We start from the raw sequence: 16,056 nt of genomic DNA on the forward strand, positions 1-16,056 counted from the left end.
TGGAAATTGTATATCGCCATGAAGGAACTGTCCACAAATTCCAGCACAGTGCGTGCTAATTAGCTAACGCGTGCTCCACAGTAGGGACAGAAGGCAATGTTATCCATAGGAATGGGCTGGCCGCAGGCCTCGTTGCCGCACACACGCGGTACAGGCCCCAGCTCAACAATAAGCTCACCTTCTCTGACCGAAACCATTTGCTTGTTTTCTTTGAAATCAGCGGTTTTGAGCACGCGTTTTACCATGCCGTCCACAGGGGCCAGCACGGCTTTTTCCTGCTTCATGATGGACACGTTAAAGAGCTCTTCGCCCGCCTTGACCACATCGCCGGGGTGTACATACATGACCCACAAATCGCCATTGCTGGGCGCAGCCACATGCATCTTGTTGGCCGGATCAGCCATGAGCGTGCTTTTTGCGCCATTGCCCGAGGGCTGGCGAACCTGAACCTCACAGCTCATGAATTCAGAATCGAGCACATAGCGGCAAATGGAGATGCCCGCATCGTTGGGGTTGGAGATGCTGAGCAGCAACAGGTGGTGGGGCTTGCCGCTGCTGTCGTTAAAGTACAGGTCCTGCCCCACTTTCAGGCCTTCAAACCACACGTGCAGGGGCAGATTGTTGGGGTCGCCAAACTTTGCCTTGAACTGAATGGTTTTGAGCGCATCAGCCGGGTGGTTGAGGTAAAGCACGAACTCTTCGTCGTTGGGCTTGCGCTTGAGTATTTCGGCGCAGGCCTTTTCCTCGGCGGCAAGATTGACCTCTGCCAGCGATTCGAGGGGCGAATCTTCGGTGCGGGCCGCCATGGCGCCCTTCCAGTCAGAGCCAAAGGCGCTCTGGTAAACCCAGTCGGCGGGAAAACCGAGCGGCAGCTTGCCAAACTTGCCTTGCAGCAGATTGCGGAAGGCGTCGTTGCAATCCTGATAGATGTTCAGGCGCGCGCGGCGCATCTCGTCGGTAAGTTCGGCTTCGGGGGTGCGGGTAACCTGACCCAGCACTTCAAGCAGATAGCGCACTTCGTCTTCGCCGCCCCGCTTCCACGCGCCGGTAACAGCCAAAAAGGCCGTGTTCCAGGTGATCTGCGAACCGGGGGTTACGTCGTGATAGCGCACGATCTGGCGCGTGCCTTCGAGGAACTTGAGCATGTAGGGCAACAGGTGAATGTAGCCCTGCTTCATGGCTCCTTCCTGCGAAGAAGAAGTGGCCCCGCCAGGCATGCCGTGACGCGTCACGTCATAGTCTATGCCCTGGAAGTACGGCGCGCAGTAGCGGTCGTAATAAGGCATGATCTGCTTGCAGACAAAGTTTGCATCGCGGATGGCGTTTTTATCGAGGCTGCACTTGAGGCCCAGCTCGTCTTCAATATAGGCCATGGTGGCAAGCACGTCGCCCTGGCCGTAAGAACGCACCGCAGAGCCCAGGCCCACGTCGATGATGTGCGCGCCAGCCTTGGCGGCAGCACCGCACGAGGGCACGAACAGGCCATCGGTGTAATGCCTGTGGTAGTGCAGCACCAGCTCCGGCCAGGCTTTGCGCAGGGCCTTGACCAGTTCGTCCATAAAGCGCGGCGGGCAAACGCCTGCCATGTCCTTGAGGCCCAGAATGATGTTGCGCGAGGCTTCCTTGGGGGTTGCACCCATGATGTCGCCCACCATGCGCAGCATGGCTTCGGTAACACCCAGATAGTGCGGCACGTCAAAGCCCTTGGCCCACGACATGGAAATGGCGGGCTGGAAGATAACGTCCTTGCGGCTCATCACCACTTCGGCAATGGGGCGCATGTTTTCCACATGGTTCAAAAAGTCGAAACAACGCACAACCTGATAGTGGTCGCAGATCATCTCGCCGGTTTTGAGCATGAGGTTACGCGGCTGGGGCGTGTACCCAAGCACGTTGGTAGAGCGCACCAGCAGCTGCTTGAGCGTTTTGGGCGCAAAACGGTTCCATTCCCTGGCTTCGGTGAAGGGGTAGGTCATGTTGGCCAGCATGGCCACATGAAAGTGCGCCCCACCGCCGTTTTCAAGCGAGAAAAATCCCGCATTGTCAAGGTAGGGGCCCATGAGCCTGTCTTCGGCAAGGCGCAGCCTGTTGCCAGAGTTGGACTGCGTGAAATCGCGCGTGGTGGTATCGGAAAAATGCACCATGCCCGAATCGCGGATGTAATCAAGCGTAGCCATGCGGTCGCCCTGCGGGTACGGCGAGGGCTGACGGCGTGCAGCCGTGGTTATGGGCGGCAACACCGGCTCAAAGGGGCCAAGACATGGCGTGCTGCTTGAACGGTATTCACCAAGCTGCACATAGGGGTTAAAGCCCTTGGCCGAAATTTCGGCCACCAGCTTGGCAAGGCGCTCGCCTTCAGGCGCAAGATCTGTGTAGATCATGAGCTCTGGATGCGTGGCGATGAAGTTGGTATTGATGTCGCCCTGCTTGAACAGCGGGTGCTTGATCACCTGACGGAAGAAAGGAATGGTGGTTTTGATGCCGCCAATCACGTATTCGCTCAGCGCACGTTCTGTGATGCCGAGTATCTTTTCCCAGTCGGTGGCATACGAAATGAGCAGTGCGCCCGCCGAGTCGTAGTTGGCAGGAAACTCGTAACCGGCGCTGATATTGGAATCAAGGCGCACGCCAGGGCCGCCGGGCGACACATAGCGCGAAATGAGACCAGAATTGGGAGCAAAGTTATCCTGCGGGTTTTCGCAGTTGATGCGCACCTGCATGGCCCAGTAAGAAGGCCGCTGGCTTTCCTCGCGGTAGCGCAGTTCCGCGCCAAAGGCCACGGCAATCTGCTCTTCCACAAGGTCGATGCCGTAGCGGCATTCGGTAATGCCGTGCTCGACCTGCAAACGGGTATTTACTTCAATAAGATAGGGCGTTCCATCGGGGGTAACGAGGAATTCGACCGTGGCAAGCGAATGGTAGCCCACGGCGCGCACAAGGCGGCGTGAATAATCCTTGAGCCTGTCGCGCAGGTTCTTGGTCATACCCGGCCAGGGCGAAGGCGTGATTTCAATGAGTTTCTGGTGGTTGCGCTGCACGGTGCAATCGCGTTCGTCAAAGGCGAACACGTTGCCGTACATGTCGGCAATGACCTGAATTTCAATGTGGCGCACGCCATCAAGGAATTTTTCAACAAACAGGCGCGGGTTGCCAAACGAGGCCTGGGCCATGGTAGAGGCCTTGAAAAAGGCATCTTCCAGATCGGCTTCGTTGTGAATGGCAAAAATGCCGCGTCCGCCGCCGCCGCCCTCTGCCTTGAGCATGATGGGCAGCCCGATTTCGCTGATAAGCTTGCGGGCGGTGGGAATATCCACGGCTCCTTCAGAGCCGGGCACAACAGGAATGCCTAACTTGCGGGCCACTTCACGAGCCTGAACCTTGTTGCCCAACAGGTTCATGGCCTCGGCGGTTGCGCCGATAAAGGTAATGCCCGCCTCTTTGCAGCGCTGCGGAAAGCGCGTGTCCTCGGAAGCAAACCCCCAGCCGGGGTGAATGCCGACTACGCCACGTTGTTTGGCCTTGTCGATAATGCGGTCAATATCCAGATACGCACGGGGGTCTGTACCCAGCAGCATCAGTTCCTGCGCCGTAGAGGCCGCAGGGGCCGTTTTGTCCACATCAGTCGCAGTCATTGCCGCCACCGCGTCAAAACGTTCGCGGATCGAGCGACAAATACGACGGGCCGGAATACCACGGTTAGCAACCAGTATAACCTTGCCCTTCAAAAAATCCTGTACTTCCGAGAATGTCTTGTTGGCCATGCCTTTCAGCCCTTTTCAACCGGTACATTTCTGCCTACGCACCAGCGTTAGACGGCGAAAACACGCACACGTGCTTCGCATTGGGCGGCGATGCCCCCATGCCTAACCTGCCAAAATGAGCGTGATCCCGCATCATTTTTGCGCAGGGCTCAGCCGGAGACTACCGCAAATGAATTCCTCAAGCCGTCCGTTGATGTTAAGACACAGGCCGCCTGACGTTCCTAAGCCCGCCAGCCAGCCGCGCACGATATGGTCATCGTCACGCAGCTCCACGTTCTCGCCGCGCCAGAGCAAGAGAGACTCCGCGCGTGATCTCCACCCCTCAGGAAAAGAGTGGCAGCCAATATATGCTGAAAACATGCGCTTTACAAGGGTTTGCCACAGCGCTTCAGCCGTATAATGCACAATTGAGATCGATTTATGCAGATTTTCAAGGCAGGTTGCCTCCAGGGCGGCATCCGCACGCATCTGTTCTGCGGGTGGAGCCCAGCAAACATTAATGCCTATGCCCGCCAGCAGCACCCCACCCCGTTCTTCAAGCAAAATACCCGCCACCTTTTGCGGCTGGCTGCCCGCCCCGCACACCACAAGGTCATTGGGCCACTTAAGCCGCACCTGCCAGCCTTCCTGCGCCAGCGCCCCGGCCAGCAGCATGCCCACAGCTGGCGCTGCCGCAGTGCTGTCAAAAGGGGCGCAGAGCGGCAGGCGCAGGGCCGCATACAGATTGCCCACGGGCGAATGCCATTGGCGCCTGAGCTGGCCGCGTCCGGCTGTCTGGCTGTACACCTGCACGCTGTCCCACGGTTCAAGCCAACCCCTGGCGGCCAGGTTTGCAGCTGTATCCAGGCACGAGCCTACCTGACCGAAACGCCAGATACGCGGAACAAAATTTTCGTCAGCTCCAGCGGCAGTGCTTCCCTCGGGCTGGTGGCTGTGGCATACTACTGGCATGGAACTTTACCTCGTTGGCGGCGCGGTGCGCGACCTCTTGCTTGGGCGCAAGCCCACAGAATTTGATTTTGCCTTTGACGGAAGCATGGCCGATTTTCTGGCTGCACACCCCGATGCCGTGTGCGTGGGCAAAAGCGTGAATGTCTGCCTGTGGCACGGGCGCGAGTGCATGCCCCTGCGCGGTGGAACCCTTGCCTCAGACTTTGAGGCGCGCGACCTCACCATCAATGCCATGGCGCTCGACAGCGCCGGGCGGCTGCACATGCACCCGCAAGCGCTGGAAGATCTGCGCGGCAGCCTTTTGCGCCCAGCATCGCCCACTGCCTTTGCCGACGACCCCACCAGAATTTTCAGGCTGGCACGCTTTGCCGCGCGCTGGCCCCAATGGCGCATCGACCGCGAGGCATTTGTACAGATGCGTGCCGCAACGCCCGCACAACTGGCAGCCCTGCCCGCCGAAAGGGTCGCGCGTGAAATGCTCAAGGCTCTGGCAGCACCGCGCCCTGCGCGGTTTTTTCGGGTGCTGGCCCAGGGGGGCTGCCTGCTGCCCTGGTTTGAAGAACACGAGCGCGCACGGCACATTCCCGCTGGCCCCCGGCAGTGGCATGCAAACAGCGTGCTGGGGCACAGCCTGCGGCTTATGGATGAACTGGCAGGTGATGCCATGGCCGTATGGATGGCCCTTTGCCACGACATCGGAAAAATCGGTACAGACCCTGCCCTGCTGCCGCACCACTACGGGCACGAGGCCCGTGGTGTGCCGCTTGCCCTTGAGCTGGCAAAGCGCCTGCGGCTGCCGGCAGTGTATGCAAGGGCTGGGGCACTTGCGGCAGAAGAACACATGAAGGCGGGCATGTTCGCCACACTGCGAGCGGGTACGCGCCGCGATCTGCTCTGGCGGGTGAACCAGCTTGGACTTTCGCAGCCTTTCTGGAAGCTGGCAGATGCCGACAGCGGTTCGCCCATAAGTGAGTTGGCCTACCCAAGCCTTGAGGCCATTACCGCCGTGCGGCTGCCGCAAGAATGGCACAACCGGGGTGAGGAGTCGGCCCGAAAGCTGCGAGAAATGCAGTGCATGGCCCTGGCGGCTCTGCGCAAAATTCAGGCTGCCTGACTACCCTGCTCGGCTTCAGCCCACAGCTTCCATGGCGGCATCCATAAAAATCTGGCTTGCCATATCCATCTGTTCCCCATGATCAAGCCCGCACAAATGGGCCATGCCGTGCGCCAGCAGGCGCAAAGCATGTTCTGCGTAATCCTGCCCGTACAGCAGGCACTCCCTGCGCAGTGTGTCCAGCGAAAATAAAAGAGTGCCGGGGCTGTCGCTACCGCCGGGAAAAGAAAGGACATTCGTTGGGCCCGTGCAGCCAAGGCAACGCCTGTTTGCCACGCCAATGGCCGCATCGTCCACCAGATGCAGCTCTACAGCCGGAGGCGTACAGGGAACATGAGCCTTGCCGCAGGCCGCAAGCATGGCAGACAGTGCCGCGCCGAGCTCGCGCCTGTCGAGTGGCAACAGCCATGCGGCAGCAGAATAACGGACAAAGATTTTAATGGCTTCCGGTGGCTGGGCCTTGGGGCTTGCCTGCATGGGGCTATGCCTGCCCCTTGCCTTCAGGATGCAAAACCACAGCCGAAACCGCGCCGGGTTTGGCACTGGCCATACCACCGGGCAGAGATTTAATTGCCGACGACTGCTCGGCTGTTGGCATGTCTGCGGGCATGTCATGTGGCATATCTGCGGGCATATTGGCGGGCGCGCCTGCGGATTTTTCTGAAGGCAGCTGCTCAGCCCCCGTTTTATCTGTTGCAGATGCGTCTGGCCTTGTTGCACCCGACACTGATTTGTCATTGCCCAGTTTTTCAGCGCAAGATTTTTCCCCGCATGTTTTGCCCTGTCCCGAAGGCGTGAGCACCGTGGCTCCATGAGCAGAGGCCGCCGCCGTGCCGTTGCCATTTTTGCTGTTGGTCTTTCCTTCGGCTTTGGCGGCATCAATGCGTGCATCGGGATACGCTATGCGCTGGTGGAAAATACCGGTAAGAATACGCTGGAAATTCTCACTCAGGAAATGCAGATCCTTGAAAGTCAACTCGGATTCGTCCAGCTGGCCTTCTGAAAAAATGCCCTTGATGATGGTATCAATGTGCGTCTTGATGCGCGCGGGCGTGGGATCGCTGAGCGTGCGGCTTGATGCCTCTACCGAGTCAGCCAGCATGAGGATGGCGGCTTCCTTGGTTTGCGGGCGCGGGCCAAGATAGCTGAAGTCAGATTCACGCGGCTTTTCACCCTGGTTCAGGGCCTTCTGATAGAAATAACGGATAAGCCGTGTGCCGTGGTGCTGGCTGATGATATCGGCAATATCCTGTCCAAGCTTGTAGCGTTCGGCCAGCTCTGTGCCCTTTTTGACGTGCGAGAGCAGAATGAGCGCGCTCATGGAGGGGGCCAGCTTGTCGTGCTTGTTGGGGCCGCCAAACTGGTTTTCAATAAAGTATTCGGGGTACGAAAGCTTGCCAACGTCGTGGTACAGGGCCGCAACCTTGCACAGCAGGCTGTTGGCGCCAATGGCCTTGGCTCCGGCCTCTACCATGTTGGCGACCACAAGCGAGTGGTGATACGTGCCGGGCACGGTAACCATAAGCTCCTGCATGAGCGGCTGCTCAAGGCTCATGAGCTCCATGAGGCGGAAACGCGTGCTGTAGCCAAACGAAATTTCAAGCACAGGGCTAACGGCAAACAGCAAAATGAGCGAAAGTACACTGTTGACGAGCACGGCCAGCAGTTGCATGGGCATGACACCCGGCGCACTGTGGGCAAGCAGGGTTGCGCCAAACCAGATGATGGATTGCCCGATGGTGAGAGGTACAATACTCCACACCACGTCCTGGCGGCTCTGGGCATTTGTTACAAGCCATGTGGCAAGCATGCCGCCAAGAAAATGCAGCAGAAAGAGCGAAAACGGCGCCTGAAACATGAGCATGGTAAAGAATGATAGCAAGAGCGCCATGGTGCAGTAGCGCCGCGCCGCAAAAACCATGGCCACCAGCCCCACTGCCCCGGCAACGGGATATCCCACCGCCAGCGTGTTGAGAAACATGAGGCTGTCGTTGCGCATGCCCAGCACGTAAACAGCCTTCGCCCCAATGCTGAAAAGCAGCAAAAGCAGCGAGATAAGCAGCATATCCTTGCAGCGCAGGGGCGTGCCTGGCTTGCCGCTGGGGGCCACAAAAAAACCGATGGAGAGCACCAGCGAGCACAAAAAAGCCCCGGCGGCAATATCCCAGCGCATGGGATCAGAGGCAGATTTGTAGAGCGTTTGCAGTTTGATCTGCTGTTCACGGCTTACACGCTCGCCCTTGCGCAAAACAATTTCGCCCTTCTGTATCTGATAGTACACGGGTTCAACCATGGACATGACGGCATTGCTGCGCTTTTGGGTCGATTCCCTGTTCAGCGTAAGCGACGAGGGCATGGTTGCAGAAAGCAGAATGTTGATGGCGCGCCGCGATTGCGGATTGAGTGTGGCAACCTGACGTATCTGGGCAGAAATTTCTGCAAGGTACGACTGCACATCGGGCAGATTCGCCACGTCTGGGCGCAGCATTTCGGTGCTGGTGTCGAGATTGCGCACAATAACGCCCGAACGCTCAACCCTTGCAGAGCGTATATCACCCACCAGGCCTTCGGACATGTGGTCGCGTATCTGGGGCAGCAGCACCTTGAGCAGATAGGTTTGCGCTTCGGGCTGGGCGAGTTCGGGCAGAATTTCATCGGCCACCGCCGGGGTCAGTTCTTCCACCAGGCGGTGTACCGGGCCATCGTGCCCGGCATGGTAATCTATACCATTGTTAAGGCTGCGCAGTATTTCGACAATACGGTTCTGAAAAGCCGTAAAGGGTTCAAGACTCAGATCATACACAGGCGGCTGCAACAGCTGCACCTGCTTGCGGCGGGCCTTGGTGGCCTGCACATCTTCAATCAGAATATCGCGGTCGGCAATGATGTCCGTTTCTGCCACCTGCCCCGCCACATATACACGCGGCACGGCCTCAAAATTGGCCCCAGCCAGCAAACCGATAAACAGCAGGGTGAGCACCAGAGCCGAGAGCCCCAGACCGCAGTGGTGCCGGGCGCGCAACATGTGGATGAGGGCCGGGATGCTAGCTGGACGATCCGCTTTTTTCTGCATTATCATAGGCGTTTACAATAGCTCCCACCAAGGGATGACGCACGACGTCAGCCTTGGAGAAGTGGTGTACGGCGATGGTTGGAACTTTGGCAAGAATATTAAGGGCATGGATGAGACCAGAACGAGGGCGCTGGCCGCCGGGCTGCATGGGCAGGTCGATCTGGGTGGTATCGCCCGTTACGACCATGCGTGAGCCAAAGCCCATGCGGGTAAGAAACATCTTCATCTGTTCCTGGGTGGTATTTTGCGCTTCATCCAGAATGATAAAGGCATCATTGAGCGTGCGCCCGCGCATGAAGGCCAGCGGCGCTACTTCAATGGATCCCACCTCAAGCATGGATGCCACCTTGGGCTGCGGCATCATGTCGTGCAGGGCATCATACAGGGGGCGCAGATAGGGATTTACCTTGTCGGCCAGATCGCCGGGTAAAAAACCCAGACGTTCGCCTGCTTCCACCGCAGGGCGCGTCAGCACTATGCGCTTGACCCTGTGCTGCTGAAACATGGAAAGCGCCATGGCCACGGCCAGATACGTTTTGCCCGTACCGGCGGGGCCCACGGCAAATACAAGCTCGTTGCGGCGCAGCAGATCAAGATAGGTGCGCTGGGCCACATTGCGGGCCGTAACCGTTTTGCGCGGGGTATTGACGAATACCGCATCCTTGAAAATTTTTTCCAGATTCAGGCCGGGGTCGGCTCGCAGCATGTCGTAGCTGCGGCTGATGTCCTGCTGGCTGAGCGTGATGCCACCGCGCAAAAGTTCGTAGAGCTGCACAAACACGTTGCACAGCAACTGACGCACGTTCATGTCGGGGCTTTCAATAAGGATACTGGCGCCACGGCTGCCTATGGAGGCCCCGCTTGCTGCGGCCAGCAGCTCAAGATGCGCATTGTGAGGGCCAAACAGCTGGTTGGCTAAGGCGGGATCGTCGAATTCGACGGTCTCAAGCATGGAGGAATGTACTGCCATAGCCGCTCTCTAGCCTATTTCAGTGTGGCTGTCCATTGGTGGATTCGGTAACTGGATAATTTTCATACCAGCAAGCTGCAAAATACCGCAGGCAGGCAAAAAAATCTGGCCTGAAATATGCATAATCATGTGAAAATGAGTGAATAAGCCTGCCACGGCACACCATGGCGGGCAAAAAATGCCGAGGAGTCATCATGAGCAGCGTATCGGGCGTCAGTACCTACACCAGCGCACTGTACCAGTGGCAGAATCAGAAGCTGAGCACATCAACCTCTGGCAGCTCTTCTTCCAGTTCCAGCAGCTCCTCCTCCAGCTCTCTTAGCCAGCTGCTTAGCGGTAAGAGCATGTCCAGCCAGCTTTCAAGCATGGTTGAACTGACAAAATACGCCATGGACGCCATGGGTCTTGATAGCGACAGCCGCGTTACGTTTAACCAGATCACCAAGTACCGCGAAAAGCTGAATACAGAATTCAACACCGCCGTAAAGGATGGGCTGTCAAAACTTGGCGTCAGTGACCCTTCAAGTGTTACATTCACTTTGGCTGCGGATGGTTCAATGACCGCCACCAGCGCCAATGCCACAGATCAGGCCAATGTGCAGGCATGGCTCAAGAGCAATACCACCATTGGCAAAGACTTGCGCACTGCCATGACCGCTGCGGGCATAAGCAGCAACACAGCTGTTTCCATGACTGTTGACAGCAGCGGCAAACTCACCGCAGCCAGCAGTACCGACAGCGACAGCAAGACCGCAATCCAGGCTGTGCTTGATAATTCAAGCCTGGGCAAAACGCTGAACACCGGCATGAATAGCCTTGCCGTAAGCAGCGACGCAAAGTTTACCCTCAAGATGAATGAAGACGGCAGCGTGTCTGTTGAAAGCGCCGATGCCGCCACAAAGACAGCCGTGCAGAAATTTTTTGACAACAACCCTACCCTGGTAAAAAAGTTTGCGCAGATACAGGCCCTTTCCGGGCTGGACGACGCACGCAAATCCATGCAGATATCGCCTTCAGACATGCGCAAGCGAATCGAGGTGGAATCCATGGCCGCGTGGTGGTCTGATTCAGGCAGCACCAGCAATTCATTTGGCAATTATTCCAGTGGCAGCCTTTCCATGCTTTCTGGCCTGAATCTCAGCGTTTAGCAGCAGCGCGGCCATTTTTGCCACAAAAAACTCAGCGGAGCACCGGTATTGCCGGAAGCTCCGCTGAGTTTTTTCAGTTTGGTGGGGGGGGCTGACTACAGTTTTTTGGCCAGCAGCTCGTTCACCATGGCAGGGTTGGCCTTGCCCTTGGTGGCGCGCATGATCTGCCCCACAAAAAAGCTGATGAGCTTGGTTTTGCCGCCACGGTAGGCTTCAACCTCTGCGGGGTTGGCGGCGATAACTTCATCAACCGCAGCCTCAAGAGCTGAGGTATCAGAAATCTGCACCAGGCCTTTTTCCTTCACATAGGCTGCGGGCATGACGCCCAGTTCAAAAATATCGCCAAAAATATCGTTGGCAATCTTGGCGCTGATGGTTCCGCCGTCAACAAGGGCAACCAGCTCGGCCAGAGCCTCTGGCTTCATGGCCCAGGCGGCGGGATCAGCCGCGCTCAGCCCACGGGTGTTGCATTCGCGCAGCAGCGGGCCAAGCACAAAGTTGGCAACCTTTTTGGGGTCGGCCTTGGCAGCGGCTGCTTCAAAAAAGTCGGCCAGCCCCCTGCTCTGCACCAGCACCTCGGCCTCGGCCTCTGGCAGACCGGCCAAAGCCACAAAACGGGCAAGCCGCTGTTGGGGCAGCTCTGGCATTTCGGCACGCCAGCGGGCCATTTCTTCTTCCGAAATATCTATTGGCAAGATGTCCGGATCGGGGAAGTAGCGGTAATCGTGGGCTTCTTCCTTGCTGCGCATGGATGCGGTGGTGTTTTTGGCAGCATCGTACAGGCGGGTTTCCTGCACAACCTTGTCGCCGTCGTCCAGCACGTCCTGCTGGCGCGCAATTTCGTATTCAATGGCGCGCTGCACATTGCGGAAAGAGTTGAGGTTTTTCAGCTCGGTGCGCGTTCCAAAGGGTTCTGTGCCCACGGGGCGCAGCGAAACGTTGGCATCGCACCTGAAGCTGCCCTCTTCCATGTTGCCGTCGCACACGCCAAGATAGGTCACAATGCTGTACAGGGCCTTGAGGTAGGCCACGGCCTCGGCAGCAGAGCGCATGTCTGGCTCGGAAACAATTTCTACCAGGGGCGTGCCCGCACGGTTGAGGTCAACGTAGCTCAGATTTTCGCCCTGGGCATGAATATTCTTGCCCGCGTCATTTTCCATATGGATGCGGGTGATGCCCACGCGCTTGATGCGTCCGTCCACATTTACTTCAAGGTGACCGTGCTCGCAGATGGGCAGCTCGAACTGCGAAATCTGGTAGCCAGCGGGCAGATCTGGATAAAAATAGTTTTTACGCGCAAAAATGGAGCGTGTATTGATGGCGCAATTGGTGGCCAGACCAACCAGGGTGGCAAAATGAACGGCCTGCCGGTTGGGCACGGGCAATGCGCCGGGCATGCCCGAGCATACTTCGCAAACATTGGCGTTGGCGGGCTGCCCGAATGTTGTGGGGCAGGAACAGAACAGTTTGGAGGCCGTGGCAAGTTGCACATGCACTTCAAGGCCAATCACGGCTTCATAGGCGGCCATAGTCACATTACTCCCTCAAGCGGGGTTCAGCCCCGTAATCGCGCGGCAAAAGCGCCGCTCTGCGCATAAGCGCCAGCAAGGGCAGCTTCAGGATGAAGCCGCACCAAACCAGACATCCGGCAGCCAGAAGCTGCCATTTTAAACGCCGGAACGTCCGTGCGGAATGCTGGCATCAAAATATTTGCCCACCCCATATTCGCTCCTGCGGAAAAACCGCTGCGGATCGGGGCCGATAATCTGCATTTCTCTGTTTTTTGCCTGTACATCCAGGGCGATGCGCATTTCCTTGGTGCAGCCGGTGGAAAAGGTGGAATCCTTGCCCGACCACTGCGGCGGAACCTTGCGGCCCAGCAGCGCAAAACTTTCCTCAATGTCTTCAACGGTCTGAAAGCGCCACACATCGATAAAACCGCTGCGCTGCACCTGTTCCCACATATACATGAGGTCATCGCCGTCCATACCTTCAATGAAGTGTTCGGCGGGGTTGATTATCAGGATATTATCCATTTTTTTCCGCAAATTGTCCACAAAGGCGCGCACAAGAGCGGTCGCTGTGCCTGTTTCGCCGGGTATGCTGCCGATTACACAGCTGTAAAACATTACAGTGCGGCCCTGAGCCCTGGCCTCGCGCATGCCTGCGATAATGGTTGCAGCCTGGGCGGCTATATCGCTTTCGCTGAATTTGTGGGCGCTTTGGGCATGGGGCCGCAGCTTGATATGAAAGCCCGTTTCATCCTGCCAGTAGCAGACCACATCTCTGGTGTACTGGTGGCTGCTGCCCATGAGCACATCGGCCACACGCCAGCCCTTGCCAAGAACAAGGTCGGCCTCCTTCCACGCCCGCGAAAATGTTACGGAAACCCTGTACAGATTGATGCGCTCGCGTGTGCCGTCGCCGATAATCACAAGCCTGTGCTCACGCAACTGGCGCAGCAGATCGTTTTTGCTCATGCGCGGCTCGTGCAGCACCGTACCGCCGCCAATCATCTGCGCTATGGAGGGGTCAAGCTCCATATCCTCCAGCGTGGGCGAATAAAAAAAGAAGCCCGATTTGACGGCAAAAATAACCTTGTGCCCCATGCGGATCAGGCTTTTGGCAACGGCCAGATCAAAAACAACGCCGCCGTCGGCATCGCACAAAAAGAGCACAGTGCTCGATTTGCCCGCGCTGGCCTCAAAATACGACCGCAGATGGGCGCAGGTTTCACGCGCCTTTTCCATGGCAAGCCGTACTGCTTCGGCATCTGGCTGTTCGTCTACCCAGGGCCGCGACATGGCCGAGAGACACAGCAGGCGCGAAAGCTCCACATAATCAAGCTTGCGCCGCACCGTGGCAATGGAATCGGCCATGACATTCTCTGGCATGGCCTCCAGATTATCGCGTACAAAGGGTTCGCCGAGCATCGCAAGCTGGCGCTTGGCAGAAATACGGCGCAACTGCCGCCAGGGATCGTCCAGCTGGTTGCCCTGGGCAAGCACAAGGTCTGTCATGCGTTTGACCAGACGCGAGGGGATCAGGGTATGCTGGGCAACATACTGGTTAAAGCGAAACCGGCAAAACTGCAAAATACGCCTGCGTTTTTCGCCTTCTGGCGTAAAAGAACGCACAAGACGCATGATGATACGCCACGAGCGGTTATACTGACGCTGCAATTCTTCTGGTACAGTAGTTTTGCACAGCATTTTAAAGGTATTATCCGAGCACGGCAGGTACACCTGATCACGCACAAGGCTTACCATAAAGGCCATTTGTTCCTGGCTTGCAACAATATCAGGGTTCATGCCGTAGGCAATATTATTGTCCATCAGCATGCTGTAAAGCCAGGCATCTACCCGTATGTTCTGACCAAGCCGAAATTCGCGCACAGAATCAATGGAAATCGCGCTGCTCATGCATTATCCCCGCTTCTGCTGCATTCAGCGCCTTGCAAGACAAAGCCGCGCGAGCGCAAACGCTCAAAAAAAGTTGTTCCCTTGCCAAGAAAATGGACTGCTTCGGGCAGGCCCGCAACCGTTATTGTGTCGCCCAGCTCAAGCTGCTGCCCTTCCTGGCCGTCAACGGTAAGAAAACAGTCGGTCGAGCCCTGCAAAATCTGAAAGGTACACTCGGTATCGCCCGGAAACACCATGGGAGAAATACTGTTGAGGAATGGGCAGATGGGCGTGATGGCAAGGGCATTCATGGAAGGATGCAAAAGAGAGCCGCCAGCAGAAACACTGTAGCCAGAGCTGCCCACCGGGGTTGCCACAATGATGCCATCGCCGCGCAGCGGCCCAAGACGTTCGCCCGCAATAAAAACATCAAAAAGCACAAGCCGCGAAAGTGAACCACGGCTCAAAACCACGTCGTTTACGGCGCAGCCCTGGGCAATCTGCTGCCCCTTGCGGGCCAGCGACCAGCTCAAGGCCATGCACGAGCGCACAGGTTCCGAGCCGGTAAGGCATTCTTCCAGCTTTTCGCGCCATTGTTCGGGCTGGGCATCGGTCAAAAATCCAATACGGCCAAAGTTTATGCCAAGCACCGGCACTTTGCGGCCCACAAGCCGCCGTGCCACGCCAAGCATTGTTCCATCACCGCCAAGAACAACAACAAAATCAATTGGTTCTGCTGCGTAAACTGGCGAGTCAACCCCAGCACTTATGATCGCCGTAACTTCATGGCCTTTTTGGCGCAGCCACAGGGCGGCCTCTTGGGCAAGGGCGGCGGCCCTGTCATGCCGGGCCTTGTAAACCAAAAGAATGTGTCGGCTTGTTGCGTTTTGCATACCTCGGCAAGTTACGTTATCAAGGCTGTTACCGCAAGCCTGTGGGCGCTTGTCAGTTGCGGGGCTTTGACATAAGTAAATAGGCTTCCATGTCACGCATCGGCACTTGTGAGCAGCATGAACGATACAGCTCTTGAAATTATTGAACGTCACGCCCACGATGGCGCACGCCTGCGCGAGGATTTTTTTTTGTCGCAGGGCGACAATCTGCGCCACATCGCGCTGCGGGCGGCGGCCTGCCTTGCGGCTGGCGGCAAGCTGCTGCTCTGCGGCAACGGCGCAAGCGCCGCGCTGGCCCAGCACATGGCTGCCGAGTTTGTGAACAGGTTTTCAATGGACAGGCCTGCCCTGCCCGCCCTGGCGCTGTCGGCCGATGCCACATCGCTCACGGCCATTGGCGGCGACCTGGACTTCAGCCAGATATTTTCGCGTCAGGTAGAAGCCCTGGGGCGACCTGGCGACTTGCTGCTGGCCATCACTGCCAGCGGCTACACCGCCAACATTACAGCCGCCCTTGAGGCGGCCAGGCGCGGCGCACTGCTTGCCGTAAGCCTGTGCAGCCCAGAGAGCGACCTGGCCCGCTGCGACATGCGCATTGAAGCGCCGCAGGCAGAGCCCGCGCTTGTACACGAGCTGCACCTTGCAGCCGGGCACATGTTATGCCGGCTGACCGACTATTATCTTTTTGAAAATGCTGTCGCGCTGACCCCCTATCTGCAAGGCCGACACACAACCGAGGTTTGAC

The 16,056-nt window shown here is 57.5% G+C and carries 11 protein-coding genes; 3 read left to right on the forward strand and 8 right to left on the reverse strand.

The annotated features are described in order from the left end of the window. Window positions 1-59 precede the first annotated feature (59 nt). Window positions 60-3,761 carry a pyruvate carboxylase gene (locus tag ACE3NW_RS01080; protein ID WP_374279530.1) on the reverse strand — a complete coding sequence of 1,234 codons (3,702 nt, stop codon included), beginning with the start codon at window positions 3,759-3,761 and terminating at the stop codon, window positions 60-62. 132 nt (window positions 3,762-3,893) lie between these two features. Then, on the reverse strand, window positions 3,894-4,712 hold the full coding sequence (locus ACE3NW_RS01085; RefSeq protein WP_374279531.1) for a biotin--[acetyl-CoA-carboxylase] ligase: 819 nt from the start codon (window positions 4,710-4,712) through the stop codon (window positions 3,894-3,896). Here ACE3NW_RS01085 and ACE3NW_RS01090 point away from each other — a divergent pair. Further along, window positions 4,711-5,826, forward strand: coding sequence for an HD domain-containing protein (locus tag ACE3NW_RS01090; protein WP_374279532.1), 1,116 nt, complete (start codon window positions 4,711-4,713; stop codon window positions 5,824-5,826). The genes ACE3NW_RS01085 and ACE3NW_RS01090 overlap by 2 nt on opposite strands. A 15-nt stretch (window positions 5,827-5,841) precedes the next feature. On the opposite strand, the gene ybeY is transcribed toward ACE3NW_RS01090, so the two are convergent. From ybeY to ACE3NW_RS01105, 3 genes are read right to left on the reverse strand one after another with little or no spacing between them, the layout of a single operon-like run. Beyond that, window positions 5,842-6,303 (reverse strand): rRNA maturation RNase YbeY, encoded by a 462-nt coding sequence (gene ybeY, locus ACE3NW_RS01095; RefSeq protein ID WP_374279533.1) that lies wholly within the window; start codon window positions 6,301-6,303, stop codon window positions 5,842-5,844. Between the two features lie 4 nt (window positions 6,304-6,307). Continuing rightward, window positions 6,308-8,905 (reverse strand): HD family phosphohydrolase, encoded by a 2,598-nt coding sequence (locus tag ACE3NW_RS01100; protein WP_374279534.1) that lies wholly within the window; start codon window positions 8,903-8,905, stop codon window positions 6,308-6,310. Then, window positions 8,871-9,869 (reverse strand): PhoH family protein, encoded by a 999-nt coding sequence (locus ACE3NW_RS01105; protein WP_374279535.1) that lies wholly within the window; start codon window positions 9,867-9,869, stop codon window positions 8,871-8,873. Before ACE3NW_RS01105 ends, ACE3NW_RS01100 begins: the two co-directional genes overlap by 35 nt. 194 nt (window positions 9,870-10,063) lie before the next feature. Here ACE3NW_RS01105 and ACE3NW_RS01110 point away from each other — a divergent pair, with 194 nt between their 5' ends. Beyond that, complete coding sequence (locus ACE3NW_RS01110) at window positions 10,064-11,017, forward strand: hypothetical protein (protein WP_374279536.1); 954 nt, start codon at window positions 10,064-10,066, stop codon at window positions 11,015-11,017. A gap of 95 nt (window positions 11,018-11,112) precedes the next feature. Here ACE3NW_RS01110 and gatB read toward each other — a convergent pair whose 3' ends face one another. From gatB to ACE3NW_RS01125, 3 genes are all read right to left on the reverse strand, one after another. Then, on the reverse strand, window positions 11,113-12,546 hold the full coding sequence (gene gatB, locus ACE3NW_RS01115) for an Asp-tRNA(Asn)/Glu-tRNA(Gln) amidotransferase subunit GatB (RefSeq protein WP_374279537.1): 1,434 nt from the start codon (window positions 12,544-12,546) through the stop codon (window positions 11,113-11,115). A 138-nt stretch (window positions 12,547-12,684) separates the two neighbouring features. Further along, a complete protein-coding gene (locus tag ACE3NW_RS01120; RefSeq protein WP_374279538.1) occupies window positions 12,685-14,439 on the reverse strand; it encodes an ARMT1-like domain-containing protein in 1,755 nt (584 codons plus the stop codon). Continuing rightward, window positions 14,436-15,311, reverse strand: coding sequence for an NAD(+)/NADH kinase (locus ACE3NW_RS01125; RefSeq protein WP_374279539.1), 876 nt, complete (start codon window positions 15,309-15,311; stop codon window positions 14,436-14,438). The genes ACE3NW_RS01120 and ACE3NW_RS01125 overlap by 4 nt, the downstream gene beginning before the upstream one ends. Window positions 15,312-15,428: 117 nt before the next feature. Here ACE3NW_RS01125 and ACE3NW_RS01130 point away from each other — a divergent pair, with 117 nt between their 5' ends. After that, window positions 15,429-16,055: an SIS domain-containing protein gene (locus tag ACE3NW_RS01130; RefSeq protein WP_374279540.1), complete on the forward strand. Its 627-nt coding sequence runs from the start codon at window positions 15,429-15,431 to the stop codon at window positions 16,053-16,055. The last annotated feature ends 1 nt before the right edge of the window (window position 16,056 follow it).

It is taken from the genome of Desulfovibrio sp. (assembly GCF_041907885.1).
GTDB lineage: Bacteria > Desulfobacterota > Desulfovibrionia > Desulfovibrionales > Desulfovibrionaceae > Desulfovibrio.